General features: G+C 64.2%; 18 protein-coding genes. 10 read left to right on the top strand and 8 right to left on the bottom strand.

Annotated features, from left to right (window positions below; genetic code table 11):
- Positions 1-100 precede the first annotated feature (100 nt).
- From ACODSP_RS06945 to ACODSP_RS06935, 3 genes are all read left to right on the top strand, one after another.
- A complete protein-coding gene (locus tag ACODSP_RS06945) occupies positions 101-1,153 on the top strand; it encodes a sugar phosphate isomerase/epimerase family protein (protein WP_488964893.1) in 1,053 nt (350 codons plus the stop codon).
- Positions 1,154-1,442: 289 nt separating this feature from the next.
- Positions 1,443-2,447 (top strand): sugar phosphate isomerase/epimerase family protein, encoded by a 1,005-nt coding sequence (locus ACODSP_RS06940; RefSeq protein ID WP_488964892.1) that lies wholly within the window; start codon positions 1,443-1,445, stop codon positions 2,445-2,447.
- Positions 2,448-2,459: 12 nt separating this feature from the next.
- Complete coding sequence (locus ACODSP_RS06935) at positions 2,460-2,852, top strand: C-glycoside deglycosidase beta subunit domain-containing protein (RefSeq protein WP_054166456.1); 393 nt, start codon at positions 2,460-2,462, stop codon at positions 2,850-2,852.
- A gap of 75 nt (positions 2,853-2,927) precedes the next feature.
- Here ACODSP_RS06935 and ACODSP_RS06930 read toward each other — a convergent pair whose 3' ends face one another.
- The 3 genes from ACODSP_RS06930 to ACODSP_RS06920 all read right to left on the bottom strand — a co-directional run bounded on the left by ACODSP_RS06930 (position 2,928) and on the right by ACODSP_RS06920 (position 6,393).
- Positions 2,928-4,250 carry an MFS transporter gene (locus tag ACODSP_RS06930; RefSeq protein ID WP_488964891.1) on the bottom strand — a complete coding sequence of 441 codons (1,323 nt, stop codon included), beginning with the start codon at positions 4,248-4,250 and terminating at the stop codon, positions 2,928-2,930.
- A gap of 20 nt (positions 4,251-4,270) precedes the next feature.
- Positions 4,271-5,059: a hydroxypyruvate isomerase family protein gene (locus tag ACODSP_RS06925; protein ID WP_488964890.1), complete on the bottom strand. Its 789-nt coding sequence runs from the start codon at positions 5,057-5,059 to the stop codon at positions 4,271-4,273.
- 98 nt (positions 5,060-5,157) lie between these two features.
- The gene (locus tag ACODSP_RS06920) at positions 5,158-6,393 is read right to left on the bottom strand and encodes an MFS transporter (protein ID WP_488964889.1); all 1,236 of its coding nucleotides are present in this window, start codon (positions 6,391-6,393) and stop codon (positions 5,158-5,160) included.
- Positions 6,394-6,447: 54 nt separating this feature from the next.
- On the opposite strand from ACODSP_RS06920, the gene ACODSP_RS06915 reads away from it, so the two are divergent.
- From ACODSP_RS06915 to ACODSP_RS06885, 7 genes are all read left to right on the top strand, one after another.
- Complete coding sequence (locus ACODSP_RS06915; RefSeq protein WP_488964888.1) at positions 6,448-6,717, top strand: hypothetical protein; 270 nt, start codon at positions 6,448-6,450, stop codon at positions 6,715-6,717.
- The gene (locus ACODSP_RS06910) at positions 6,677-7,783 is read left to right on the top strand and encodes an LLM class flavin-dependent oxidoreductase (RefSeq protein WP_488964887.1); all 1,107 of its coding nucleotides are present in this window, start codon (positions 6,677-6,679) and stop codon (positions 7,781-7,783) included. The genes ACODSP_RS06915 and ACODSP_RS06910 overlap by 41 nt, the downstream gene beginning before the upstream one ends.
- A complete protein-coding gene (locus tag ACODSP_RS06905; RefSeq protein WP_488964886.1) occupies positions 7,783-8,343 on the top strand; it encodes an NADPH-dependent FMN reductase in 561 nt (186 codons plus the stop codon). Before ACODSP_RS06910 ends, ACODSP_RS06905 begins: the two co-directional genes overlap by 1 nt.
- A 211-nt stretch (positions 8,344-8,554) precedes the next feature.
- Positions 8,555-10,921 (top strand): beta-glucosidase H, encoded by a 2,367-nt coding sequence (locus tag ACODSP_RS06900; protein ID WP_488964885.1) that lies wholly within the window; start codon positions 8,555-8,557, stop codon positions 10,919-10,921.
- 261 nt (positions 10,922-11,182) lie between these two features.
- Positions 11,183-13,789: a glycosyl hydrolase 115 family protein gene (locus ACODSP_RS06895; protein ID WP_488964884.1), complete on the top strand. Its 2,607-nt coding sequence runs from the start codon at positions 11,183-11,185 to the stop codon at positions 13,787-13,789.
- Between the two features lie 26 nt (positions 13,790-13,815).
- Positions 13,816-15,060 (top strand): MFS transporter, encoded by a 1,245-nt coding sequence (locus ACODSP_RS06890; RefSeq protein WP_488964883.1) that lies wholly within the window; start codon positions 13,816-13,818, stop codon positions 15,058-15,060.
- A 4-nt stretch (positions 15,061-15,064) separates the two neighbouring features.
- The gene (locus tag ACODSP_RS06885) at positions 15,065-16,699 is read left to right on the top strand and encodes a glycoside hydrolase family 43 protein (protein WP_488964882.1); all 1,635 of its coding nucleotides are present in this window, start codon (positions 15,065-15,067) and stop codon (positions 16,697-16,699) included.
- Position 16,700: 1 nt separating this feature from the next.
- Here ACODSP_RS06885 and ACODSP_RS06880 read toward each other — a convergent pair whose 3' ends face one another.
- The 5 genes from ACODSP_RS06880 to ACODSP_RS06860 are packed head-to-tail and all read right to left on the bottom strand — an operon-like array spanning position 16,701 to position 24,258.
- Positions 16,701-18,014 (bottom strand): MFS transporter, encoded by a 1,314-nt coding sequence (locus tag ACODSP_RS06880; protein WP_488964881.1) that lies wholly within the window; start codon positions 18,012-18,014, stop codon positions 16,701-16,703.
- 20 nt (positions 18,015-18,034) lie between these two features.
- The gene (locus tag ACODSP_RS06875) at positions 18,035-19,387 is read right to left on the bottom strand and encodes an aldehyde dehydrogenase family protein (protein ID WP_488964880.1); all 1,353 of its coding nucleotides are present in this window, start codon (positions 19,385-19,387) and stop codon (positions 18,035-18,037) included.
- A 17-nt stretch (positions 19,388-19,404) separates the two neighbouring features.
- Positions 19,405-21,642, bottom strand: coding sequence for a TonB-dependent receptor (locus ACODSP_RS06870; protein ID WP_488964879.1), 2,238 nt, complete (start codon positions 21,640-21,642; stop codon positions 19,405-19,407).
- Positions 21,643-21,698: 56 nt separating this feature from the next.
- Complete coding sequence (locus tag ACODSP_RS06865) at positions 21,699-22,856, bottom strand: alanine racemase (protein WP_488964878.1); 1,158 nt, start codon at positions 22,854-22,856, stop codon at positions 21,699-21,701.
- Complete coding sequence (locus ACODSP_RS06860) at positions 22,849-24,258, bottom strand: D-arabinono-1,4-lactone oxidase (protein ID WP_488964877.1); 1,410 nt, start codon at positions 24,256-24,258, stop codon at positions 22,849-22,851. The genes ACODSP_RS06865 and ACODSP_RS06860 overlap by 8 nt, the downstream gene beginning before the upstream one ends.
- Positions 24,259-24,263: the final 5 nt, after the last annotated feature.

The following is a 24,263-nucleotide window of genomic DNA, read 5'->3' as shown; positions in this document are numbered from 1 at the left end:
GGTCAGGTCGAGCCGCAGGCGAGCCCTGACAAGCAACGTTGCCAATGAATGTCAGGGCTCGGGCTTATGCCCTCGACCTGACCTACGAAAGGGAGGAAAAATGCGCACGATCAAGGGACCGGGCATCTTCCTGGCACAGTTCGCGGGCGATGCCGCCCCGTTCAACAGCCTGGATAGCATCGCCGACTGGGCATCAGGCCTGGGCTATAAGGGCATCCAGATCCCGTCCTGGGATGGACGCCTGTTCGACCTGCGTCTGGCAGCGGAAAGCAAGACCTACGCGCAGGAAGTGACGGGCAAGCTGGCGGCCAAGGGCTTGGCCGTGACGGAACTGTCCACGCATTTGCAGGGACAGTTGGTGGCCGTCCATCCGGCCTATGATGCGCAGTTCGATGCCTTTGCGGACCCGTCGGTGCGCGGCAATCCGGCTGCACGTCAGGCCTGGGCCGTGGAACAGATGCGGCTGGCGGCGCGGGCAAGCGCCAATCTGGGGCTGGCGGCGCATGCCAGCTTCTCCGGCGCGCTGGCTTGGCCCTATGTCTATCCCTGGCCGCAGCGCCCGGCGGGCCTGATTGAAGAGGCGTTTGCCGAGCTGGGCCGCCGCTGGCGCCCCATCCTGGACGCGTTTGACGAGGCCGGGGTGGATGTCTGTTTCGAACTTCACCCCGGTGAAGACCTGCATGATGGCGTCACGTTTGAGCGGTTCCTGGGTGCGGTGGAGGATCACCCGCGCGCCAACATCCTGTTCGACCCCAGCCATTTTGTGTTGCAGCAGTTGGATTATCTGGCCTTCATAGACCATTACCACACGCGAATCCGCGCCTTCCATGTGAAGGATGCGGAGTTCCGGCCCAATGGCAAATCGGGCGTGTATGGTGGCTACCAGGGCTGGGTGGACCGTCCCGGTCGTTTCCGGTCATTGGGGGATGGACAGGTGGATTTCAAGGCGATCTTCTCCAAGCTCACAGCCTACGACTATGCCGGCTGGGCCGTTCTGGAATGGGAATGTGCCTTGAAGCATCCCGAAGATGGCGCGCGGGAAGGGGCCACCTTTATCCGCGATCATATCATCCGCGTCACCGAACACGCGTTCGATGATTTCGCGGCTAGCGGGGTGGATGACGATCTGAACCGCCGCCTGCTGGGCCTCTGATCCATGCTTCCAAAGCCGCCCTTCGACCCCAAACAAGGGGCTTGAGGGCGGCTTCATATTTTGTATCAATCAGTTACATAAAATCACGACAATCGCTGATCTTGATCGGTCGGCGATTGATTTGCCAAAAAAAGAATGATAATTCTTATACTAATATTGAGCATCGCCGGCTCCCTCTCCTGATGATTTTTCCAGGGCGGGCCGGTTGCGCTCTTCCCCCATCGGGCTTTGCCTGAGACCGCCGCCATCCTTGGCCCCCGGCGGGGCCGCACCTGACAGGACCGGTTCCATGTCGAACTATGACATCAAAAGGGGCGTAAGCCTTTACAGTTATCAGGAGGAATTTTTCCTGGGTACCAAGTCTCTGGAGGACCTGATCAAGGTCTCCGCCGAGATGGGTGCCAATGGGATTGAGCTGATCAGCGAGCAGACCTTCCCCAACTATCCCAACCCGCTGGACCCGTCCGTTTACGACAATTGGCATGCCCTGATGGCAAAATATGGCACGACCCCGGTCTGCCATGATTTCATGCTGGATTATAAGAAGTACAAGAACCGGCCCATGCCGTTCGAAGAACAGGTGGCAAGCTGCAAGGTCGATATCGACCATGCCGCCCGCCTGGGTTGCCCCTATACGCGTGCGCTGGTCTCCATCGATCCGAACGTGCTGGTCGCTTGCGCCGATTATGCGGAAAGCAAGAATGTCCGCATCCTGATCGAGGTGCATGCACCGCTGCATTTCGACCATCCCTGGATCATCCGCCATGCCGAGGCGTTTGAGAAGTCGGGGTCGAAATATCTGGGCTTCCTGCCCGACATGGGCATGTTCCTGTTCAAGTTCCCGCCCGTCTGGAAGGAGAAATTCATCCGTGACGGCGTGCCGCAGCATATCGCCGACTATATCTGCAAGGCGTACGAGGATCGCACGCTGAGCGAATATGTGATCCTGGAAGTGGAGAAGATGGGCGGCGTCGGTCCGGCCATCGGCATGGCAACCACGCTGCGCCACAATGCGGCGTTTGAGCCCAAGCGCATGCTGGACCATATGGACCGCATCTGGAACATCCATGCCAAGTTCTATCAGATGGATGAAAATCTGGTGGAGCCCTGCATCCCTTATGACGAGATCATCCGGGTGCTGAAGAAGGGCGGCTACAAGGGCTATATCTGCTCCGAGTATGAAGGCAACCGCTGGATCCAGGATGCGTTCCCCGTGGACAGCATCGAACAGGTCCGCCGTCAGCAGGAAATGTTCAAGAAGCTGATCGGCGAACCCGCCGCCACCGCCGCCTGAGGAGCCTTACCCATGTTCGATAAATACATGATCTGTGAAGATGGCTTCGGCAATGTCCAGCAGGATGGCCGTACCGTCGGTTTCGCTTTTCAGGCCCGTCTGCCCTATTACCGGGGCATCGGCCTGTCCATGGTCGAGGATATCGGCGTCATCATTGATGGCGAACCGGTGGCCCGCCAGGATATCCGCTTCTCCGTCCGGGGCCGCACCTGGACCCTGGATGAGATGGAAACGGAATATACCGACCGCTGGAATTTCGCGGAGAAGGCGCTGGTCACCGTGCTGCGCGATGGCGGTCTGACACCGGGCCGGCACAAGGTCCAGCTTTCCGAACGTATCCGCGTCTCCTATCTGCCCTTCGTGCCCACCACGCGTGACACGAAGGAATTGGTGATCCCGGCCTGATCTCCCCTCCATATCCATCAGGTTCGGTAAACTGCGGGGCACGGCGATCATCGCCGTGCCCCGTTTTCTTGCTGATTACTGCCCCCGCCGTTCCGGCCAGAAGCCGATGCAGACGATCTGGGCCGCGATGGCCAGCATGGCTGGTGCGTAATAAAGGATATGGACCATCCGGCGCGCGTCATCGCCGACATTGGCCGGGTCGTATCCCGCCTGCGCCAGACCGAAGGCCACAATCGCCCCGCCCAGTGCCATGCCGATCTTGATGGACAGATTGACGCCGGCGGCCAGCAGACCCTCATTGCGGGTGCCGAACTGCGCCTCGTGGTAATCCACGACCTCTGCCGCCATGGCAAAGATGGCGGTCATGGAGATGCTGATCAGGATCGAGGACAGGATATAGACGGTCAGGAACAGTGCCGGCACGGCTTCGGTGAAGGGCAGGGCGGCATACAGGACCAGGGCCGCCGCCAGTGCCACCCGGTTGCCGTTGCGCATGCCCAGCCGTTTCAGGAAGGGCGGGGCGATGGCCGATCCGATCAGCAAGGTGCCCGACACCGCCGGCAGCAGGATGGAGATCATCCAGGGTTGCTTCAGGATGTTGATGGCGAAGTAGGCGGTGACTGACAAAACCGCCCCGAAGCGGATGAAATTCAGGCTGGCAAAGCCGAACACCACTAGCCAGGCCCGGTTGCGCAGCATGTCGCGGATGGAGGACAGGCTGGTTTCCTGCTGGCCTGTGGGCGGGGGTACCACCTCCCGGCAACTGGCGAACAGGTTGAGCGTCAGCAGTACCGTAACCGCCGCCATCAGGATCGCGACCCACAGGAAGCCCTGGGCCTGATCCCCGCTGCCCAGCGCCTGGACCAGCGGCATGGTGGCCGCTGTCGCCACGATCACCGACAGGGCGGTGCCGGCGGCGCGCAGGCTGCCCAGCTGCACCCATTCATCCTGCCGCACCGTCATCATCGGCATCAGGGCGCCATAGGGGATGTTGACGATGGAATAGAGCAGCCCCAGCACCACAAAGCTGACACAGGCCCAGAGCAGCTTGCCTGTCCCATCCAGCGGCGGAACATAGAAACTGGCTACACAGAACAGGCCGAACGGAACCGCCCCGAACAGAAAATAGGGCCGCACCCGGCCCCAGCGGCTGCGGGTCCGGTCCACGGCCAGCCCGACCAGCGGGTCGAACGCCGCATCCAGCAGGCGTGACAGCAGGAATAGCGTCCCCACTACGCCCACGGGCAGCAGCGCCACATCGGTATAAAAGTACAGCAAAAACGCCCCGACCATGTTCCAGGTCAGGCCGAAACCGAAATCCCCCGCGCCATAGCTCAGCTTGGCGCGCCAGGAAAGCGGCGGGGCGGCGATGCCGCCCCCCTCTTGGTTGATCGACATCGCCGTTTCCTCCGTGTTTTTTACAGGCCCAGCGTCTTGCGCGTCTGGGTAAGGCCTTCCAGTGTCGGGCCTGTCGGCTTGTATTCCAGGCCGATGGCCCCCTGGTAGCCCAGGTCACGCAGGATGCCGATATAGTGGGGCCAGTCGATGGTGCCGCTGCCCGGCTGGTGCCGGCCCGGCACATCGGCCACCTGCACATGCCCGACCAGATGGAACCGTCCCGCCAGCACCGTGGCCGGGTCTTCCCCCATCACGGTGGAATGGTACATGTCGTACAGCAGGCGCAGATTGGGGCTGTTCACGGTTTCCACCATGTCCAGCCCTTCGGTCGTGCTGACCAGATACATGCCGGGATGTTCGACCCGATCGTTCAGCGGCTCCAGCAGCAGCAGGATGCCGGCTTCTTCCGCCAGTTTCGCCGCCTGACGCAGGGCCGTGACGGCGGCATCGAAATGATCCTGACGCGGCACATCGGGCCGGGTGAAGCCGGATGCGACGACCAGCGCCGGCGCACCGGCTTGCTTGGCCGCGATCAGGCTGTCACGGACGGCGGCAAGGAATTCGCCATGCTGGGCCGGATCAACAATGGAACGGCGCGGTTCGACCACGAAACTGGCCAGCTTCACCCCGGTCTCTTCCAGGGTCTGGCGGATTTCCGCCAGCGGCTTTTCCCGCCACAGATGGAACTCCACCGCGTCAAGGCCGGCTGCCTTGGCGGCGCGGATACGGTCAACAAAGGTCGGGTGTTCGGCAGCGAACAGCCACTCGATACAGGCGGCGAGATGCATGATGTCCTCCAGATGGGACATGTTTGACCGGCAACCGCCAAAGGGCGGTTACCGGCGGCCCGCGCGTGCGAACCTGGCGCCAAAGCGCTGAAACAGAGGTCCCCGGAGGCCGGGTACGGTCAGTAGGTCGGGCCGGTATCCCGTGTGCCCTTCAACAGTGCGGCCAGGGATACGGCGGCGCCGACCAGGGCGATGATACCCATGACCAGGAAGGCGGCCTGGACCGTTCCGTTTGTCATCGACTTGGCACCGGCGACAAAGAACGGGCTGGTGAACTGTCCCAGGAAGAAGCAGGAGGCCCAGACACCCATGCCGCGCCCGCGATGGGCAAAGGGCAGCTTGCTCTGTGCCCAGGAGATCAGGGTGGGGACGGTGACGCCGGCGGCGGCCTGCTGAATGACCAGGAACGCCATCATCCATTTATAGTCCGGGGCCATGCCGATACCGGCAAGACCGATCCCCAGCATGCCGAAGACGCACAGCAGCTGCAAAGACGTGTTGCGCATGCCCATCCAGCCGAAGATCAGCGCGCCGACCGGCACCGCCAGACTGGCCATGGAGATCAGGGCACCGGTGCGGGCCGGCGTGTCGATGCCAACCTCGCGGAAGGCCAGGCCACCCTGGATGATGAAGACGTAATAGAGGGAGGAGGCGAACAGCGTCACGGCGCCATACACCATCACAGCGCGCACAGGGAACGCCGTCGCTTCGGCTGTTTCCGCGTCCGTCCTGGCCGTCGTCGGTGTCGCCACCTTGGCGGGTTCGAAGATCATGAAATACATGCCGACAAAGATCGGCAACGCGATCAGATAGATCAGGAACACACCGTTCCAGCTGATGCCCGTCAGCACACCCGACAGGGCGATTACGCCGGATGCCATGGCCGGTCCGGCCAGCCCTTGGATCATCAGAACCCGCCGACGCCCCTTTGCATCATAATAATCAGCGATCAGGGTGTTGACGATGGTCAGGATCGCCGCTTCCGTCACGCCCAGCAGCAGGCGCGAGGCGATGACCGCATGCAGGCTGTCCAGGAAATAGGGCAGGGAACCGGCAATCGCATAGAAGAAGGTCGCCCAGACCAGCAGGGGCCGGCGACCGAACCGGTCCACCAGCATGCCGGCGAACGGCGCCAGGATCGCGATGGCGAGACCCGGAGCCGAAACCAGCACCGGCACCAGCAGGGAGGCATTCGCCACATCCTTGAAATGGTCAAGAATGGTGGGCACCGCCGGCGTCAGCGACACAATGGCCAGAATCGGCAGAAAGCCGCTGATCACCAGAATGATGGCTTGGGCAATGCCCGCTTTGCGCACGTCGCCGGATGCTGGCGCCGTGATGGCCTGATCAGCCATGGATTTCCTCCCAGATGGCGCAACGAGCACCATAACAGAATTATGATTCCAATAATGATGCTGGCTGCGGAACTGTTTTGTCAATGCGGTAATTGCAACGCCGATGGTGCCATAAGGCACGGAAAAAAATGCAGCCATCCGCCGCTGGTTTCGGTTGACACCAAGCTGTTTGCTCCGCTAGCTATTCAGAATAGCAATTCTAATTCGAAAGCCATGGACGCCCTGACCGTACCCCTGACCGGGGCGCTGCCGGAACGCACCGATGGCCGCACAGGAGGAAACCATGCGTTTTTCGACCTTTCTGAATGCCCGCTGCATGGGTGAGGAACAGGACCGCGACCTGTTGCTGGATCTGGTGGAGCATGTGGAAAAGGCAGAGGCGGCGGGCTTCGACGCTGTCTTCCTGCCCGACCATCATTTTACCGGCTACATGCCCATGGCATCCGACCCGATGATGTTCGCCGCGTATCTGGCCGCGCGGGTCAAGCGCATGCATTTCGGCTTCTCCGTAACCACGGTTCCGCTGCACCATCCCGTACGGTTTGTTGAGCGCGTGAACATCCTGGATCAGTTGACGGAAGGCCGCCTTCTGGTCGGTGTCGGCAGCGGCACGACACCGGAGGAGATGATCGGCTTCGGCGTGAACTATAAGGACGCCTCGCGTCTAGCGGAAGAAAACCTGGCCATTGCCGAACAGCTTTGGGCCAAGAAGCCGGAAGATGCGCCCGTCACCTTCGACAATGGCCATTACAAGGGTGAGGTGGTGCAGCGCATCGCCCCAGTCGCCTATACGCCCGGCCATGCCCGGCTGATGCCGGTGGCGATGAAGGAAAGCAGCGCGCGGCGCGCCGCACAGTTCGGCTGGCCCGCCTTCATCCCGGCATTCACCCCGCCGCAGATCGGCGGGACCGAGCCGTTCAAGCATGTGCAGAAATTCTTTACGATCTATCGTGACCTGCTGCTGGCTGCCGGCCATTCCGCCGAACGCGTCGCCGATGCCTTGTCCTGGACCACGCATACCTATCAGTGCGTGCATATCGCAGAGACGGATGAACAGGCCCGCGCCGAACTGGAAGACATCCTGACCGATTATCAGGCCGCCGTGGAGCGTGAGGCCGCCTTCAACGCCAAGGCAGAGGCGACGGAGGCCAACAAGAAGACCGACCGCACGCCCAACGCCCTGACCGACGACTGGATCGGCACTTGGTGCCTGTATGGCAGCCCGGAAACGGTGATCGAGCATCTGAAGCCCTATCAGGAGCTGGGCATCGGCAATGTGCTCTGCGGCCTGCTGACCGGTCCGCTGACGCCAAAGCGCAAAGCGTATGCGAACCAGACCATGGATTACCTGTCGCGCATCGTCATGCCCGCCCTGAAGGGGGGTGCGTGATGGCCAAACCGCTGATCGTCGGGTTCGGGGGCACCACCCGGCCCGGCTCGTCCGGGGAGCGTATGGTGGCGGCCGTTCTGGCGGCCACCGAGCAACTGGGCGCTGAAACCCGCCTGTTCGGTGGAACGGCGCTGGCCGCCATGCCGCATTTCGCACCGGAGAATCCGGGCCGCACGGTGGAGCAGATTGAGTTCGTGGAGGCGGTGCGCGCCGCCGACGGCATCATCATCGGTTCGCCCGGCTATCATGGCGGCGTATCGGGTCTGGTGAAGAATGCCATCGACCTGCTGGAGGATCTGCGCACCGACGCCCGCGTCTATTTTGACGGACGCGCCGTGGGGCTGATCGTGACGGCGGCGGGGTGGCAGGCGGGCGGGGTGACCCTGTCGGCGCTGCGCGGCATCACCCATGCCATGCGCGGCTGGCCCACGCCGCTGGGTATCGCCATCAACACCATCGCGCAAAAGCCGTTTGATGCCGATGGCCGTCTGGTCGATGCCGATATCATCGCGCAGGTGAACGCCCAGGCCGCGCAGGTCATGACGCTGGCGCGGCGATAGAGCGTTTTTAGGTTGACTGGAAGCCCCCTGTCGTCATCCCGGCGGAAGCCGGGACCCAGCGTAGAGCGGCGTCCGCCGCGACATGGACCATATCGGCGCTGACCGCGCCTCTCGCTGGGGCCCGGCTTCCGCCGGGATGACGAAGAAAATGTGTTTCCAGTCAACGCAATGCCTTTCCAAGCAACAATAAGCTCCTATCGGGGAAGAACCCATGTCCACCCATCCGCTTGATCTCGCGGCGCTGACCAGTGGCCGCGACATGTGGTCCACTGCCGCGCTGCCGGGCATCCGTTCGATCATGATGGCCGATGGGCCCATGGGGATCGCGTCGGGTCGCGTCGATGAACGCGATGTTGCGGTGCTGACGCCCTGTGGCACGGCGCTGGGCGCCAGTTTCGATGCCGATCTGGTGGCGCGGGTGGGGGCGATTGTGGGCATGGAGGCGCGGCGCCTGGACGTCGATGCCGTGCTGGCCCCCAATCTGAACCTGCAGCGCAGCCCGCTCTGCGGTCGGGCGTTTGAGCTTTATGGCGAAGACCCGTTTCTGGCGGGGCACCTGGGTGCCGCCTGGATCAGCGGTTTGCAGGGCCAGGGTGTCGGTTCCGTCGCCAAGCATCTGGTCTGCAATGACAGCGAGACCGACCGCGACAGCATGAATGCGGTGGCCAGCGACCGCGCCCTGCATGAAGGCTATCTGCTGCCCTTCGAAATGGCGGCGGCAGCGGGATGTGTGGGCATGCTGGCCGCCTATAACCGCCTGAATGGCGATTATTGCGTGGAGCATAAGGAACTTCTGACTGACATCGTGAAGGGCGGCTGGGGCTTCACCGGCTTTATCGTGTCGGACTGGTTCGGTGGGCGCGACACTTTGCGGTCGGCCCATGCCGGGCTGGACCTGGACATGCCGGGTCCGGACCGGGTGCTGGGCATCAAGTTCGCAGCGGCGGTGCGCGATGGACAGGTGCCGTTGGAACGGCTGGCCGATGCCACGGGCCGCGTCGCCAACGCCGTTGCCCGTATCGACGCCCTGCCGCGTCAGGCGCCCATCGCCGATCCCGATGCCACATTGGTGGAGGCGGCGGCGGCTGGCTGTGTCCTTTTGAAGAATGACGGCGACGTTTTGCCGGTTCTGCCCAAGCGGGTGCGCCGCATCGCCATCATCGGCCCCAATGCCGCCAGCCCCTGCCTGCAGGGCGGCACCTTCGCCAAGATCGCCGTCCGTCCCGATTTCGTCACGCCCTTGCAGGCCATCCGTGACCGGTTCGGCGACAAGTGCGAAGTGCTCTATGAACAGGGGGTGGAGCCGGAATACCGCCTGCCGCCGATCAGCGCCACACCCGCCCGCGATTTGGGCGACGGGGCCACGCGCGGCCTGACGGTGGAATGGCTGCCGGCGGATGGCGAAACGCCTGTCCATGCCGAAACCCGCGACACCAATTCCCTGACCTGGTTCGTGGGGCTGCCGGGCACCGACGCCCTGAAACAGCCGGGGCGTATCCGCGCCACCGGATGGATCACCCCGGAACGCAGCGGCCCGCATCGCCTGCATGTTGGTGGCACCGGCACGGTCACGCTGTCGGTTGATGGCGAACAGGTCTTTGCCGGCGGTGGCCCGGTGTCGCCATCGGACCTGATGGGTATCCTCAAGGGCGGCGACAGCCAGTCGGTGGTCGTCGACCTGAAGGCGGGGCAGCCGGTGCTGCTGTGTTTCGAACTGACCTACAGCCCCGCCCGCGCGCAGGGCCTGTGGTACGGGGTGCGTGGTCCGGACCTGCCCGACGCCATGCTGGCCCGCGCCGTTGCCGCCGCCGCCAAGGCCGATCTGGTCCTGCTGATGCTGGGTGAGACGGCGGATGCCGGTGTGGAAAGCAAGGATCGGGCGGGCACGGCCCTGCCATCCGCGCAGATTGATCTGATCGACCGTATCCGGCATGTGAACACCAACATCGTCGCCATCTGCAATGTCGCCCATGCCTTCGACCTGTCCTGGCAGGACAAGGTGCGCGGCCTGATGATCACCTGGTATCCGGGGGAGCAATATGGCCCGGCCCTGGCCCAGGTCCTGGCCGGCGACCGTGAACCGGGCGGGCGCCTGCCCATCAGCATCGCCGCCCGCGACGCCGATTACCCCGCCTTCGACCTGAAGCCGCAGGCCGGTGGTGCCGTGCCGTACCGCGAGGGGCACCTGATCGGCTACAAGGGCATGCAGACGGCGGGCACCGATCCGCTGCATGCCTTCGGCACCGGTTTCGGCTATGCGCGCTTCGACCTGTTGGAAGCGGCGGTTGCGGGGGACATTGCCCATGGCGTTACCGTGTCAGGCCAGATACGCAATCTCTCTGACCGGCCTGGCAAGGCTGTGCCCCAGCTCTATGTCGCCGGGGCGGACAATGTGCGCCACCTGTGGGCGTTTGCCGCCGTTACGCTTGCGGCGGGTGAAACCCGTTCCTTTACCCTTTCGGTCCCGGCCCGCGCGTTCCAGACATGGGACGGCGGCTGGACCAATGCCACGGGGCCGCACCATATCCTGATCGGTTGGAACAGCCGTGATTTGCCCATCCAACTGCCAGTTGGGTGATTAGGGGACAGGATCAGCGTTTACCATTCCCGCGTTGATGCATCCCAGAACAGGGCGGCGGATATCCAATCCGCCGCCCTGTTCTTTTTCGTTCGTTGAAATGACAATGCCGGTTGCCCATCGGGTGTTCACATACTACCATACCAGTCGGGTCGTCCCTTTAGCCAAAAATGGTAGCGCTATCATTCTGGTGTTGGTTCGCCCCTCTGGAAACCCGTGACCGGTGGCAAACATCGGCGGCTTTGTCGAGGAAACGTCTTGGTGGATACGAACAGCCTTTCCCCCGTCCGTCCGGGGCTCCGCACCTTCGTTCTGGCCGCCCTGCTGTCACTGACCCCGGTCACGGCGGCATGGGCCTGCGACGCGCCGATCAGCACATGCACGAAGGCGAAGCCGGGCAGCCTCCCCCTGATCCGTGGCGGGCAGGCCGTCCCGGTCTTCATCGATGCCGGCGCAGACCCGGCGGTGAAACACGCGGCGGATGATCTGCGCGCCGATTTTGGCCGTGTCGCGGGGCAGGCGCCGGCGGCACTGTCATCCCTGGCGGATGCCAAGGGACCGGTGATCATCATCGGCGTGCTGGGCAACAGCCCGACCATCGATGGTCTGCTGCGGGATGGCAAGCTGACCCTGGATGGGCTGGCGGGGCAGTGGGAGGGGTACCGGCAGGTGGTGGTTGACCGCCCGGCACCCGGCATTTCCAAGGCGCTGGTCATTGTCGGTGCCGACCGCCGGGGTGCTGTGTACGGCACCTATGACTTATCGGAACGGATCGGGGTTTCGCCCTGGGTCTGGTGGGCCGATGTGCCGGTGGTGCGCCAGCGCGACCTGTATCTGCTACCCGGCTCCCGCGCGGATCATCCGCGCGTCAAATATCGCGGCTTCTTCATCAATGATGAAGACCCGGCCTTCAGCGGCTGGGCCAAGGCGAAATTCGGCGGCATCAATGCCGATCTCTATGGCCATGTCTTTGAATTGCTGCTGCGGCTGAAGGGCAATTATCTATGGCCCGCCATGTGGGCGCCCAAGGCCTTCAACGATGATGATCCGCGCAACATGGTGCTGGCTGATGAGATGGGGGTGGTCATGGGCACCTCCCATCATGAGCCGCTGACCCGTGCGCAGCATGAATGGCACCGCAACAAGGACAAGGGCATTACCGGCGGCCGCTGGGATTACGCCACCAATGCCGACAATCTGCGCGCCTTCTGGCGCGGCGGCATCGAACGCATGATGTCGAAGGGTGATGGCAAGGGCTATGAATCCCTGCTGACCGTCGGCATGCGCGGCGACGGGGACGAGCCGATGTCGGAGGAAACGGCCACCCAGATGCTGGAAACCGTCGTGGCCGATCAGCGCAAGATCATTGCCGACGTGACGGGAAAGCCCCCCGAACAGACGCCGCAGCTCTGGGCGCTGTATAAGGAAGTGCAGGATTATTACGAGCATGGCATGCGGGTGCCCGACGATGTCACCCTGCTGTTCGCCGACGATAATTGGGGCCAGATCCGCCGCCTGCCGGTGGCCGGGCGCGACCCGGTGAACCGGGCCGGCGGCTATGGTGTCTATTACCATTTTGACTATGTCGGGGCACCCCGGAACTATAAATGGCTGAACACCAATCAGATTTCCAAGACCTGGCAGCAGATGGACCTAGCCTATGAATCTGGGGCGCGGAACATCTGGATCGTCAATGTCGGCGATATCAAACCGGTGGAATATCCGCTCGATTTCTTCCTGGACATGGCCTGGAATCCGGAGGCGATGACGCTGGACGCCCTGTCCAAATGGCCCACCCAATGGTCATCGCAGATGTTTGGCGACGCGCTGGGGCCGGAGATCGCGCAGGTGATGGAAACCTACGCCGCCTATGCCTCACGCCGGAAGCCGGAACTGATCGACCAGGACACATTCCCCCTGGGCGAAGGCATGGGGCCGGTCCTGGATGGGGGGGCGTTTGGCCAGATGGTAACGGACTGGCGCGCCCTGGTGGCGAAGATGGAGGGCATCAAGGCCCGCCTGCGCCCCGACCAGCAGGACGCCTATTTCCAGCTGGTTGAACATCCGGTTCTGGCCCTGTCGAACCTCTATGAGATGTATTACGCGGCGGCCTGGAACAAGCGGCTGATGACCCGCAACGATCCGCGTGCCGACTATTTCGCGAACGAGGTGGAACGGACCTTCAAGCGCGATGCTGACCTGACGGCGCAGTATCACAGCATCAATGGCGGCAAATGGGCCGGCATGATGAATCAGGTCCATATGAGCTATGTGATCTGGCAGACGCCCACCACGCAATCCATGCCCAGCATCAGCCGCGTTTCCGCCGATACCCCGCCCGACCGTCTGGCCGCACAGATCAAGTTCACGACCGACCGGAAATCCGATCCGGCGGTCATCACCCTGCCGGCGTCGAAGTTCGACAAGGCTGTGGCGGGCAAGGGCCTGTCCTGGCAGGTGGTGCCCTATCTGGGCCGTGGCGACGCGGTCGTCGCCCTGCCGCAGGGGCGGGCCGCCACAACCCCGGCGGACGGCGTGCGGCTTGATTACGGCATCACCTTGCCGTCCGACGGCACGGCCATTGTCTCGCTGCGGCTGGCCCCAACCCTGGACACCACGGGCGGGCAGGGTATCCGCATCGGCATTTCGATTGATGATGGGCAGGTGCAGACCGTTACCTCCCACCTGATCCCCACACCGGGTGCTGTCAACAGCCCTGAACAGGCCGCCTGGGTGGAAGCGGTGAAGAACCATGCCCACCATGTGGAAGCCCGGTTCGACGGCATCAAGGCGGGCCGCCACACCGTGAAACTCTGGCGTATCGATGACAATGCCGTGATTGAAGCACTGACGATCAGCCAGCGCTAAAGGCGAACCAAGGGGGGGAGGGACCGATGGCTTCGCGGACAATCAAGGCGCTGCGCTGGTGGATGATCGGTCTGATCATGCTGGGCGCTGTCATCAACTATCTGACACGGGCGACCCTGGGCGTGGCGGCCCCGACCGTTCTGACCGACCTGAACATCACGTCGGAGGAATATGGCTGGATCACCGCTGCCTTTCAACTGGGCGTGATGATGCAGCCGCTCTGCGGCTATGTGCTGGACGTGATCGGGCTGAAGATGGGGTTCGCCATCTTCGCCACGGCCTGGTCGCTGCTGACCATCGCGCATGGGTTTGCCCATAACTGGCCCATGCTGATGGGGTTGCGCGGGCTGCTGGGGCTGGCCGAAGGCTCGGCCAATCCCGCCGGCATGAAGGCGGTGGCGGAATGGTTCCCGGCGCGCGAACGGGGGCACGCGGGCGGTGTCTATAATATCGGCGCCTCGGTCGGGTCCATGCTGGCTCCGCCGCTGGTGGCCTGGGCCATCCTGTTCTGGAACTGGCAGATGGCCTTTGTCCTGGCCGGCGTCCTGGGTCTGGTCTGGGTCGCGGCCTGGCTGAAATTCTATCAGTCGCCGGCCACGCACCCGGCTTTGTCCGATGAAGAACGCGCCCATATTGCCGCGGGTCAGGAAAGCCACCTGACCGGCGATGGTGCCCGACCCGATTTCCGGCAATTGCTGAAACAGCGCAATTTCTGGGGCATTGCCCTGCCGCGGTTCCTGGCCGACCCGACCTGGGGCACCTTGGCCTTCTGGGTGCCGCTATACCTGACGACGGTACGCGGCTTCGACCTGACGGCTATCGCCATGTTTGCGTGGCTGCCCTTTGTCGCGGCTGACCTGGGCTGCATGTTCGGCCCCACCGTGGCTGCCTTCCTGCACCGGCGCGGCCTCAGTCTTTTGAACGCGCGGCGCGGGGCCTTTACCGTGGGGGCGGTGCTGATGGTGGGGATGGCCTTTGTGGGCCGGGTGGAAAGTGCCTATCTGGCCATCGCGTTGCTATGCCTGGGCGGGTTCGCGCATCAGACGCTGTCGGTCACCGTCATCACCATGGCCTCTGACCTGTTCCGCCGGAATGAGGTGGCGACCGTGGCCGGCATGGCGGGGACCATGGGCAATCTCGGCGTGCTGATCTTCTCCCTGCTGATCGGCGGGCTGGTTGCCACGGTCGGCTATGATCCGTTCTTTCTGGCACTGGGCGTGCTTGACCTGCTGGGCGCTGTTCTGCTCTGGACCCTGGTACGGGAAAGATAAGGCCATGATCCGCAACCCGATCCTGCCCGGCTTCAACCCGGACCCGTCCATCGTGCGGGTGGGGGCCGATTATTATATTGCCACCTCCACCTTTGAATGGTTTCCGGGGGTGCAGATCCATCATTCCCGCGATCTGGTGCATTGGCGCCTGCTGTCCCGGCCCCTGACCCGGCCCAGCCAGTTGAACATGCTGGGCGCGCCCGACAGCTGTGGTGTCTGGGCGCCGTGCCTGACCCATGCCGATGGCCTGTTCTATCTGATCTACACCGACGTGAAGCGGTATGGTCGCACGACGGTGGGCGGGGCGTCGGGCGCCTCACTGCGTGATTTCCACAATTATCTGGTCACCTGCGACCGGATCGATGGTGAATGGTCCGATCCCGTGCATCTGAACAGCAGCGGTTTCGACCCCTCGCTGTTTCATGATGATGACGGGCGCAAGTACCTGCTGAACATGCTGTGGGACCACCGGCCTGGCCGCAACCGCTTTGCCGGCATCGTGGCCCAGGAATATTGCCCAAAGACCCGCACCCTGATCGGGGAGCGGCAGATGATCTTCAAGGGCACAGCCCTGGGCCTGACGGAGGCACCGCATCTCTATAAACGCGATGGCTGGTACTATCTGCTGACGGCGGAGGGGGGGACCGGCTGGAACCATGCCGTCACCATGGCCCGGTCGCGCCACCTCACCGGCCCCTATGAACTGCACCCCGAAACCTATATCCTCAGTTCCCGCACCCGTCCCGACGCACCGTTGCAGCGGGCGGGCCATGCCGATCTGGTGGAAACGGCGGATGGCGATACCTATGCCGTCTATCTCTGTGGCCGGCCCTTGCCCAACCGGGGCCGCTGCATCCTTGGCCGCGAAACGGCGATCCAGCGCATGGTCTGGGGGGAGGATGGCTGGCTGCGGACCGTGGACGGGCAGGGGCTGCCCAGCCTGACCACGCCATCGCCCGGCCTGCCATCGCATCCATTTCCCACCACCCCGGCCCGCACGGATTTCGACGGTCCGTCATTGCCCGTCGATTTCCAATGGCTGCGCAGTCCCTATCCCGATGATTTGTTCAGCCTGACCATCCGCCCCGGCTGGCTGCGTCTTTTCGGTCGTGAAACGATTGGCAGCCTTTATCGGCAGGCGCTTGTCGCCCGCCGCCTGCAATCCTTCTGTGTCAGCGTCTCCACCCATCTGGATTTCGAACCCAGCCATTTCCAGCAGGCGGCAGGCCTTGTCTGTTACTATGGCGGAACGAAATTCCACTATCTCCATGTCAGCCATGAGGATGGGGTGGGAAAGCATCTGCGCGTCATGTCGGCCCTGCCGGACAGTACCCAGGCCGACGCCTTCACTGATCCCATCCCGCTGCCCTCCGGCCCCATCAGCCTGCGCGCCGAACTGGATCAGGAACGGCTGCGCTTTGCCTACCGGCTGGACGGTGGGGACTGGGTCTGGCTGCCGCAGATCTTCGACGCCAGTATCCTGTCGGACGAAGCGACCAGCCCCGGTGCGCCGAACTTCACGGGGGCCTTCGTGGGCATGGCCTGTCAGGATATAGCCGGCACCGGCCATCCGGCGGATTTCGACTGGTTCGACTATACCGACCGCGATTATCTGCCGGACCCGGCCCGACCGGCCTGATCTATCCGCCCAGCCCCGGACTGTGCCGGGTCAGGTGGCGCAGGGGCAGCAGGCTGAACAGCAGGATGGCGGCGGGTAGCAGGGCGAACAGCACGGGGATGATCGCCACCGTGCCTGCCGCCTGTGCCCCGCCCCCCTCCACATATCCCGCCATGCCCAGCATCAGGGCCGCCAGCGCCCCGCCCAGCGCCATACCCAGCTTTTCCCCCGCCACCCAGACTCCGGCGAACAGGCCGGCATGCCGCACCCCGGCCTGACCCTCCGCTGCCTCCGTCGCGGCGGGCAACAGGGTGAGGGGCAGCAATTGCTGCCCCGCCTGTCCCACACCGGCCAGGAAGGTGGCGATGCAGGCCAGGACCACATCCTGCGCCGTGACGGCATACAGCGTGGCGGTCCCGCCCGCACAGACCAGCGTGGCCAGAAGATAGGCGGGCAGGCTGCCCAATCGCGCCCGGATGCGAACCCAGAGCGGCATGGTCAGGATCGACCCCGCCGTCAGCGACACGAACAGTACGGCCACCATATCGCCCGGCGCCTTCATGACATGCTGCACCGCATAGGGCAGCAGGGCCGCCGTCACGGCAATGGCCACCATCTGCACCACATAGGTGATCCAGAGCCAGCGATAGGGACGGTTGGCCAGCAGATGGCGCAGCGGGCTTTCCGCCGTGATGGCCGGCGGTGGCCTATCCTGCCGGAACCCGCGCGCGGCAAAGGCCGCCAGCAGCATGACCGCCCCGCACAGCAGGGCCAACACCATCCCCATCTGGGCGAAGCCGGCCCGTCCGCCACCGCCCGCCTGTACCAGCGCCGGGGCCAGCCCGCCCGCCGCCAGCACACCGACGCCGACAAACGCCATGCGCCAGGCGACCACCCGCGTACGCTGCGCCGGATCGTCCGACACCTCCCCCGGCAGGGTGACGAAGGGAATGGCGAAGATCGAATAGGCGCTGGTGGACACCAGAAAGGCCAGCGTCACGAAGCCCAACGTCAGGCGCCAATCATCCAGCACCGGCGGCGCGAACAGCATCATGAAACAGGGCGGCAGCAGCAGGGCACCGGCCAGCAGCCAGGGCCAGCGCCGACCCGACCGCCGCTTGGTGCGGTCCGACAGCATGCCCACGGCGGGATCGAACAGAAACTCCCACACCTTGGGCACCAGCACCGCCAGCCCCGCCCAGGCCGGCGGCACCGACAATGTCTCCGTCAGGAAGAACAGCAGCAGCAATTGCGGTGCGACCACGAAACTGGCCGCCGCAATGGACCCGGTGCCATAGGCCAGGGCGCGGCCATGCGTGATGGGTGAAGCGGACATCAGGGGGCCTCCAGGGCCGTTTATCCCACCAGCCAGCGCAGCAGGCGGCGGTGCAGATCGTTCAGCGGCGGGCGGATGATGCGGTCGGTGCGCGGCCAGCCCCGTTGGAACACCGGCTTCAGGTGGCTGAAATTGTCGAAACCGTCCTGGCCGTGATACCGGCCCATCCCGCTGCGCCCGACGCCGCCGAAGGGCAGGCTGTCGATCGCGACATGGATCAGCGTGTCATTGACCGTGACGCCGCCGGCCCAGCTCTGGTCCAACGCCCGGTCGATCAGGGCGCGGTCGCGTCCGAACAGATACATGGCCAGCGGCCTTTCCCCCCGCCGGACCCGATCCAGCGCATCCTCCACCCGGTCATAGGGGATGATGGGCAGCAGCGGGGCGAAGATTTCCTCACGCATGACCGCAAGATCGTCGGGCGGATCGATCAGGGCATGGGCACTGGCCGCCAGACTTTCCACCCGCACGCCGCGTTCAACAGCTTCGCTCAGCAGCGCACCCGCCCGCTGCCGCCCGCGTTCGCCGAAAACATTGCTCATCTCCGTCGGGAAATAGGCCTGCACCTTGGCCTTCAGGGCCGCAACGAACGGCTCCATCTCCGTGCGCGGCAGCAGCACATGGTCGGGCGCGACACAGGTCTGTCCGGCATTGGTGAATTTGCCATAGGCAATGTCCGCCGCCGCACCGGCCAGATCGGCACCCGGCAGGATGATGGCCGGTGATTTCCCGCCCAGTTCCAGGGTGACAGGCGTCAAATTCTCCGCCGCCGCCATCATCACCATCCGCCCCACACGGGAGGAGCCGGTGAACAGCAGATGGTCGAAGGGCAGGCGGCTGAACCGTTCCCCCATGTCCGGCCCGCCCGTAACCACGGTAACCACACCGGGCGGCAGCACATCCGCCACCAGCGCGGCGATCAGGGCCGTGGTCCGGGGCGTCAGTTCCGAGGGTTTCAGAAGAACCCGGTTGCCCGCCGCCAGAATGCAGGCCAAGGGACACAGCGCCAGTTGCAACGGGTAGTTCCAGGGTGCGATGACCCCCACCACGCCCAGCGGCTGCGGCTGTACCCAGGCGCGGCCCGGTTGCAGCGGCAGCGGCACCGACCGCCGCCGCCGCTTCATCCAGCCTTTCAGGCGTGACGCGCTGTGCCGCAGGGCCGAAACCGTTACGAACAGTTCCGCGAACAGCGTCTCATGCGCCAGCCGTCCCCCGAAATCCGCATCAATGGCGGCCACGAAATCCCCCTGCCGGCGGGCAAGCCCGTCGGCAAGGGCGTGAAGCCAGCCCCGCCGCGTTGCCGCGTCGGGGTTGGGATCGGCCATCACGGCGTCGCGAAGCCGGGTGAAGGCTTCATTCAGTTGATCATCCATGGACATCATCCTGCCGGTCAGTATTGCCAGCGGAAATAGCCGCCGATGCGCCGGGGGCGACCGTAATTGACGGCGTCCAGGCCAAAGCTTTCCAGGTTGTTGATGTCCACGACATAATCCTTGTCGAACAGGTTGGCCACGGTGATACCTGCCCCGATGGCGCCATCATCACTGGTCCAGCCCAGGGTGACATCGGCCAGCCAGTAACCGGACTGCGACAGGCGTTCCAGATTGCGGCTGTCGAAATAGACCCTGGAGCGATAGGAGAGGTTGGCCGTCAGACCGATCTCCCCGATCCCGTCCAGCCGCTGGCTGTGCGACACGGTACCCGTCAGCGACCAGCGCGGGGTGGAGGGCAGGCGGTTGCCGTTCAAATCCTCCCCCCGCGACACGAAATCCTTATATTCCGCATCGATCAGCGACCCGGACAGTCCCAGTTCCAGCCCGGCAACCGGCAGGGCCGTCATCTCGAATTCCAGGCCCAGGATGCGGGCGCTGGCGGCATTGTCGAAGGTCTGAACGGTCAGACCGTCGCGCTCAACCAACTGGAAAACCTGCAAATCCTGATAGTCGTAATAGAAGCCCGACAGGTTGAGGCGCAGACGCCGGTTCAGCCATTCGGTCTTGGTACCCACTTCGAACGCGTCCACCGTCTCGTCATCATAGGGTTCCAGGTCCGCCGGATCACGGGTGTATCCGCCGAAGAATCCGCCGCTTTTATAACCGCGATTATAGCTGGCATAGGCCATGGCATCGTCGGATAGGGTCAATGCTGCGGCCAGCCGGCCTGACACGCTGTCAAAGGACTTGTCGGCGGACAGGTCGAACAGTTCCACCGCCTGCTCCACCGTGCTGGCATAATGGAAATCCTTCTTGTCCTTGGAATAGCGCAGGCCCGCCGTCAGGGTCAGGCGCTCCGTGGCGCTGAAATCCACCTGCCCGAAGGCGGCATAGCCGTCCGTGGTCTGGCGATAGGGAAAGCCGACCATGGCCACATTATTTTCAATCGACAGGCCGGTTGGATTGTCAGGCGTGGTGAACAGGGGGCGCAGGTCGCGCAGCACGTCATACTGGCTGTCCGTATCCAGATAATCATGCAGGTAGTAAAGGCCCGCGACAGCCTTCACCTTGTCGGTGGGGGCGGTTTCCAGGCGCAGTTCCTGGGAGAAATCGCGCTGTTTGGCCAGATAGGTCGTTTCGATCAGGCGGCCCGGACTGGCATCCGTATCCTCCACATCATTGCGCTTGGCATGGTCCCAGGCGGTGATGGAGTAGAGCGTGACGCCCGACAAATCCAAGCGAAGGTTCAAGGTGGCGCCGATCAGGTCGACGCGGTCCTTGCCAGCCAGATTGTAATCGCCCTTATAGGGATCGCCATCCGTGTCGGCATAGCCCAGCGCGTCGGTACAGCCGCCCGACGCATACAGCCCGGTGGCACACAGCCCGTCCGGGCCGGCGGCGGCGGGAATGCCGGGCAGCAGGGGACGCGACTGGGCATGGATACTGTCCCCCCGGTTGCGCCCGCCATGCACCTGCAACAGCGCCTCGAACCCGTCGGACGGGGTCAGCAGCAGGCTGCCACGCCCAGCCCAGCGGTCGGTATCATTGACATGGCGTCCCGTGACCCGGTTCAGGGTGCGGCCATCATCGCGTTCCCAGATGCCGGCGATGCGCATCGCGGCCTTGTCTTCCACCAGGGGCGCGTTGGTGGCGGCCTGTGCCGTGATGGCGTTGTAACGGCCATAATCGATGCGCCCGTCGCCGCCGACGGTGAAATCCGGGCGGCGGGTGGTGACATTGATGGTGCCGCCCGTGGTGTTGCGGCCATACAGCGTGCCCTGGGGCCCTTTCAGCACCTCCACCTGCGCCAGATCGAAGAACTGTCCCGTCTGTGCCAGGGGGGAGGCGACATAGGCACCATCGACATAGATGCCGACTGCCCCCGCTGCATTGGCGTTGAAGTCCGACAGGCCGACACCCCGGATGAAGATTTTCGGATTGGCCGACGCATCGGTGCTCTGGATCATCAGGCCGGGCGCCAGTTTGCCCAGGTCCTGCACGTCGCGCACACCCTGGTCCAGCAGCGCCGCACCCGACAGGGCGGTGACGCTGACGGGTACATCCTGCATGTTCTGCTGCCGCTTCTGGGCGGTGACAACAATCTCCTCCAGCACCACCAGTTCCTGTGCTGTGGCGGGCAGGGCGGCGATAACGGCACCGGACAGCAGCAAGAGTTTCAACCCGTTGTTCTTCATGGCATTTCCCCTGTTCAGACAACCCTGTTCATCGCATGCGGCATTCGCCGCTTTGTTCAGGCCGATGCCGGAAAGACCGGCCAGGCCTGTGTGATCTCCCCCCCGTCAAAAACGGTGAGGGAGCCGAACTGCAGGAAAAGCGCCTCCGACTGTCGGGGACGCAAAAACAGCCAGTCACCGGGCTGCCGGGCCGGGGCGTGGGACCCCAGCCAGCATTCCTGGTTGCTGGACGGTCCAAAGATGGCGCTGCGCCGCAGACCGGCGGGCCAGACGGGGTCTGCCAGCCAGTTGCCGCCATGGATGAAATGCGCCTGTGCCTGCCCCGGAAACAGCCTTGCGGGCAGGCTGCCCAGGCCGGGTACGCGGGCGGGATGCGCGACCTTCAAAATGGGCGTGGCGATGAAACAGGCCGGCACATGGTGCGACAGCGTGCCAATGTCGAAATCCGATGGCTTCACAAAGGCCGATCCGATGGCCAGATCGTTGGCCGGGCTGCCCATGGCATGCAGGGCATAGGTCGGGCTGCCGGCACTGTTCAGCAGCGGGTCCGCCACCCCGCGCGACCGCAGCAGTGCGGCCATCGCCGCATAATCCCGGCACATGCCGGCAAAGGCCCGTGACCGGATGCCCATTGCCGGGGGCAGTTTGGCCAGATGCGGATCATAGCCCATCAGGCCGGTAAGGCGGATTTCCCGTCCGGCCCGGTCCAGAAGGGCGGCCAGGGCCGCCGGTCCCGCCACCCCGCCGCGATGCAGGCCGACATCCACCTCCACCGCCGCATCCAACGTAATCCCCAGGCTGCGGGCAAGGGCGGCGTACTGGTCCAGCCGCTCCACATTATCGATCAGCCAGCGCGGGCCGGGCCTTTCGATCCCGGCTTCGTCGTAATAGGCACGGGCGGCGCCCACCGGCAGCGGCTTGCCCAGCAGGATATCCGACGTCGGATCAACATCCCGCATCGACAGCAGCATGGCCCGGTTGAAGACCATAGTGCGGTTGCTGTTCAGTGCCGCGGACAGGTGGCGCAGCAGCGGCGCGCAGGGCAGGGACTTCACCACCAGCCGCACCGCCGCCCCACCACGCAACATATCGGCCACCGCCCTGATATTCGCATCCAGCCGGGACCGGTCCAGGATCAGCACCGGTTCGGCGATCCGGGCACGGTCCAAGGCGGCGGACAGTGACGCGAAATAGGCGGCGGGCGTGTCAGGCATCAGTGAACACCCCGCGCAGATAATCATTCAGGAACCGCCCCTCCGGGTCCATCTGCCGGCGCAGGTCGGCGGCATCGTTGAACCTTGCGTAAAGGGCGGCGAAATCGGCGCGTTTCAGGCTGTTCAGCTTGCCCCAATGCGGTCGCCCGCCATGCCGGCGCAGGATCGGTTCCACCAGCTGATACAGGAAATCATACTGATCCTTGTAATAGGCATGGACGGCGATGGACCCCGTCATCCGGCCCTGAAAGGGTGACAGCCACGCGTCATCGGGGGCGACGACCCGCGCCTCGATGGGGAAGAACACATCGTTGCGCTGCCCCTCAATGGCGGCGATCACCTGCTTCAAGGCATCGGCCTGCGCCTCCAGCGGCAGATGGAATTCCATCTCGTTGAAGCGCACGGGCCGTTCGTTGGACAGCAGCCGCCAGCTTTCATCCACGACCCGTTCCGGCTCCAGCCCCGACATCACCTGCCGTGCCACTCGGCGGCGCAGGGCCGGCGACCAGCCCAGCCAGTCGCGCAGCTTCTTCAGGTCCAGCAGGGCCTCATTATCCTGTGCGGGCGGACGTACCGTGGCCGGCGCGTCCGTTTCGTCATGGGTGATGACGGCGGTCATGTCGGTGAAGGGCAGGTAGTAGAATTCGATATTGCGGTGGGCCTGGCGCAGGCGGGGCCAGTCGGCCAATGTCCGTTCCAGCGGCTGCAGCCAGACATTCCGTTCCACCCGCTTCAACGGGCTGTTCTGCAAGGTCACCTGCGTGACAATGCCGAAGGCACCCAGGCCCATGCGCGCCGCGTGGAACAACTCCGTGTTACGTGCGACATCGCAATCAAGAATGTCGCCGCGCCCGGTGACCAGACGCAGGGCCGTGATATTGCCGTGCAGGGCGGGCAGGGTGGCGCCGGTGCCATGGGTGCCCGTGGCTGTGGCGCCGGCCAGCGATTGCTTGTTGATGTCGGGCAGGTTCGGCATTTCCTGCCCGATCCCGGCCAATGCGGCGCCCAGATCGGCCAGCCTTGTACCCCCCCAGGCCACCGCTGTGCTGGTGGCCTTGTCATGGATGATCAGGCCCGTCATCCGGTCCAGCGTGACCAGTGTGCCGGGCGTGGGCACCAGGGGCATGAAGGAATGGCCCGATCCCACCGTGCGCAGGGGACCCGGTGCCGTGCGCACCAGCGCTGCCAACTCGTCCTCGCTGCCGGGTGCCGCGCGCTGTGCCGGATAGGCGGACTGAATGCCGGACCAGTTGCGCCATAGCAGCCGGCCCGCCTCATCCTGGCCCGGCGGTGCGGGTGGTTCGGGCTGCACGCCCACCCGGCTGGCAGCCCACCCGCCGGTACCGGCCACCGCTGCCACACCCGCCATGCCAAGGAAAAGTGAACGCCGTGAAACCATCATTTCCC

Source organism: Niveispirillum sp. FG156 (genome assembly GCF_057809555.1).
Note: the sequence above shows the minus strand (reverse complement) of the source record. Positions and strands in the feature narration are given on the sequence as shown.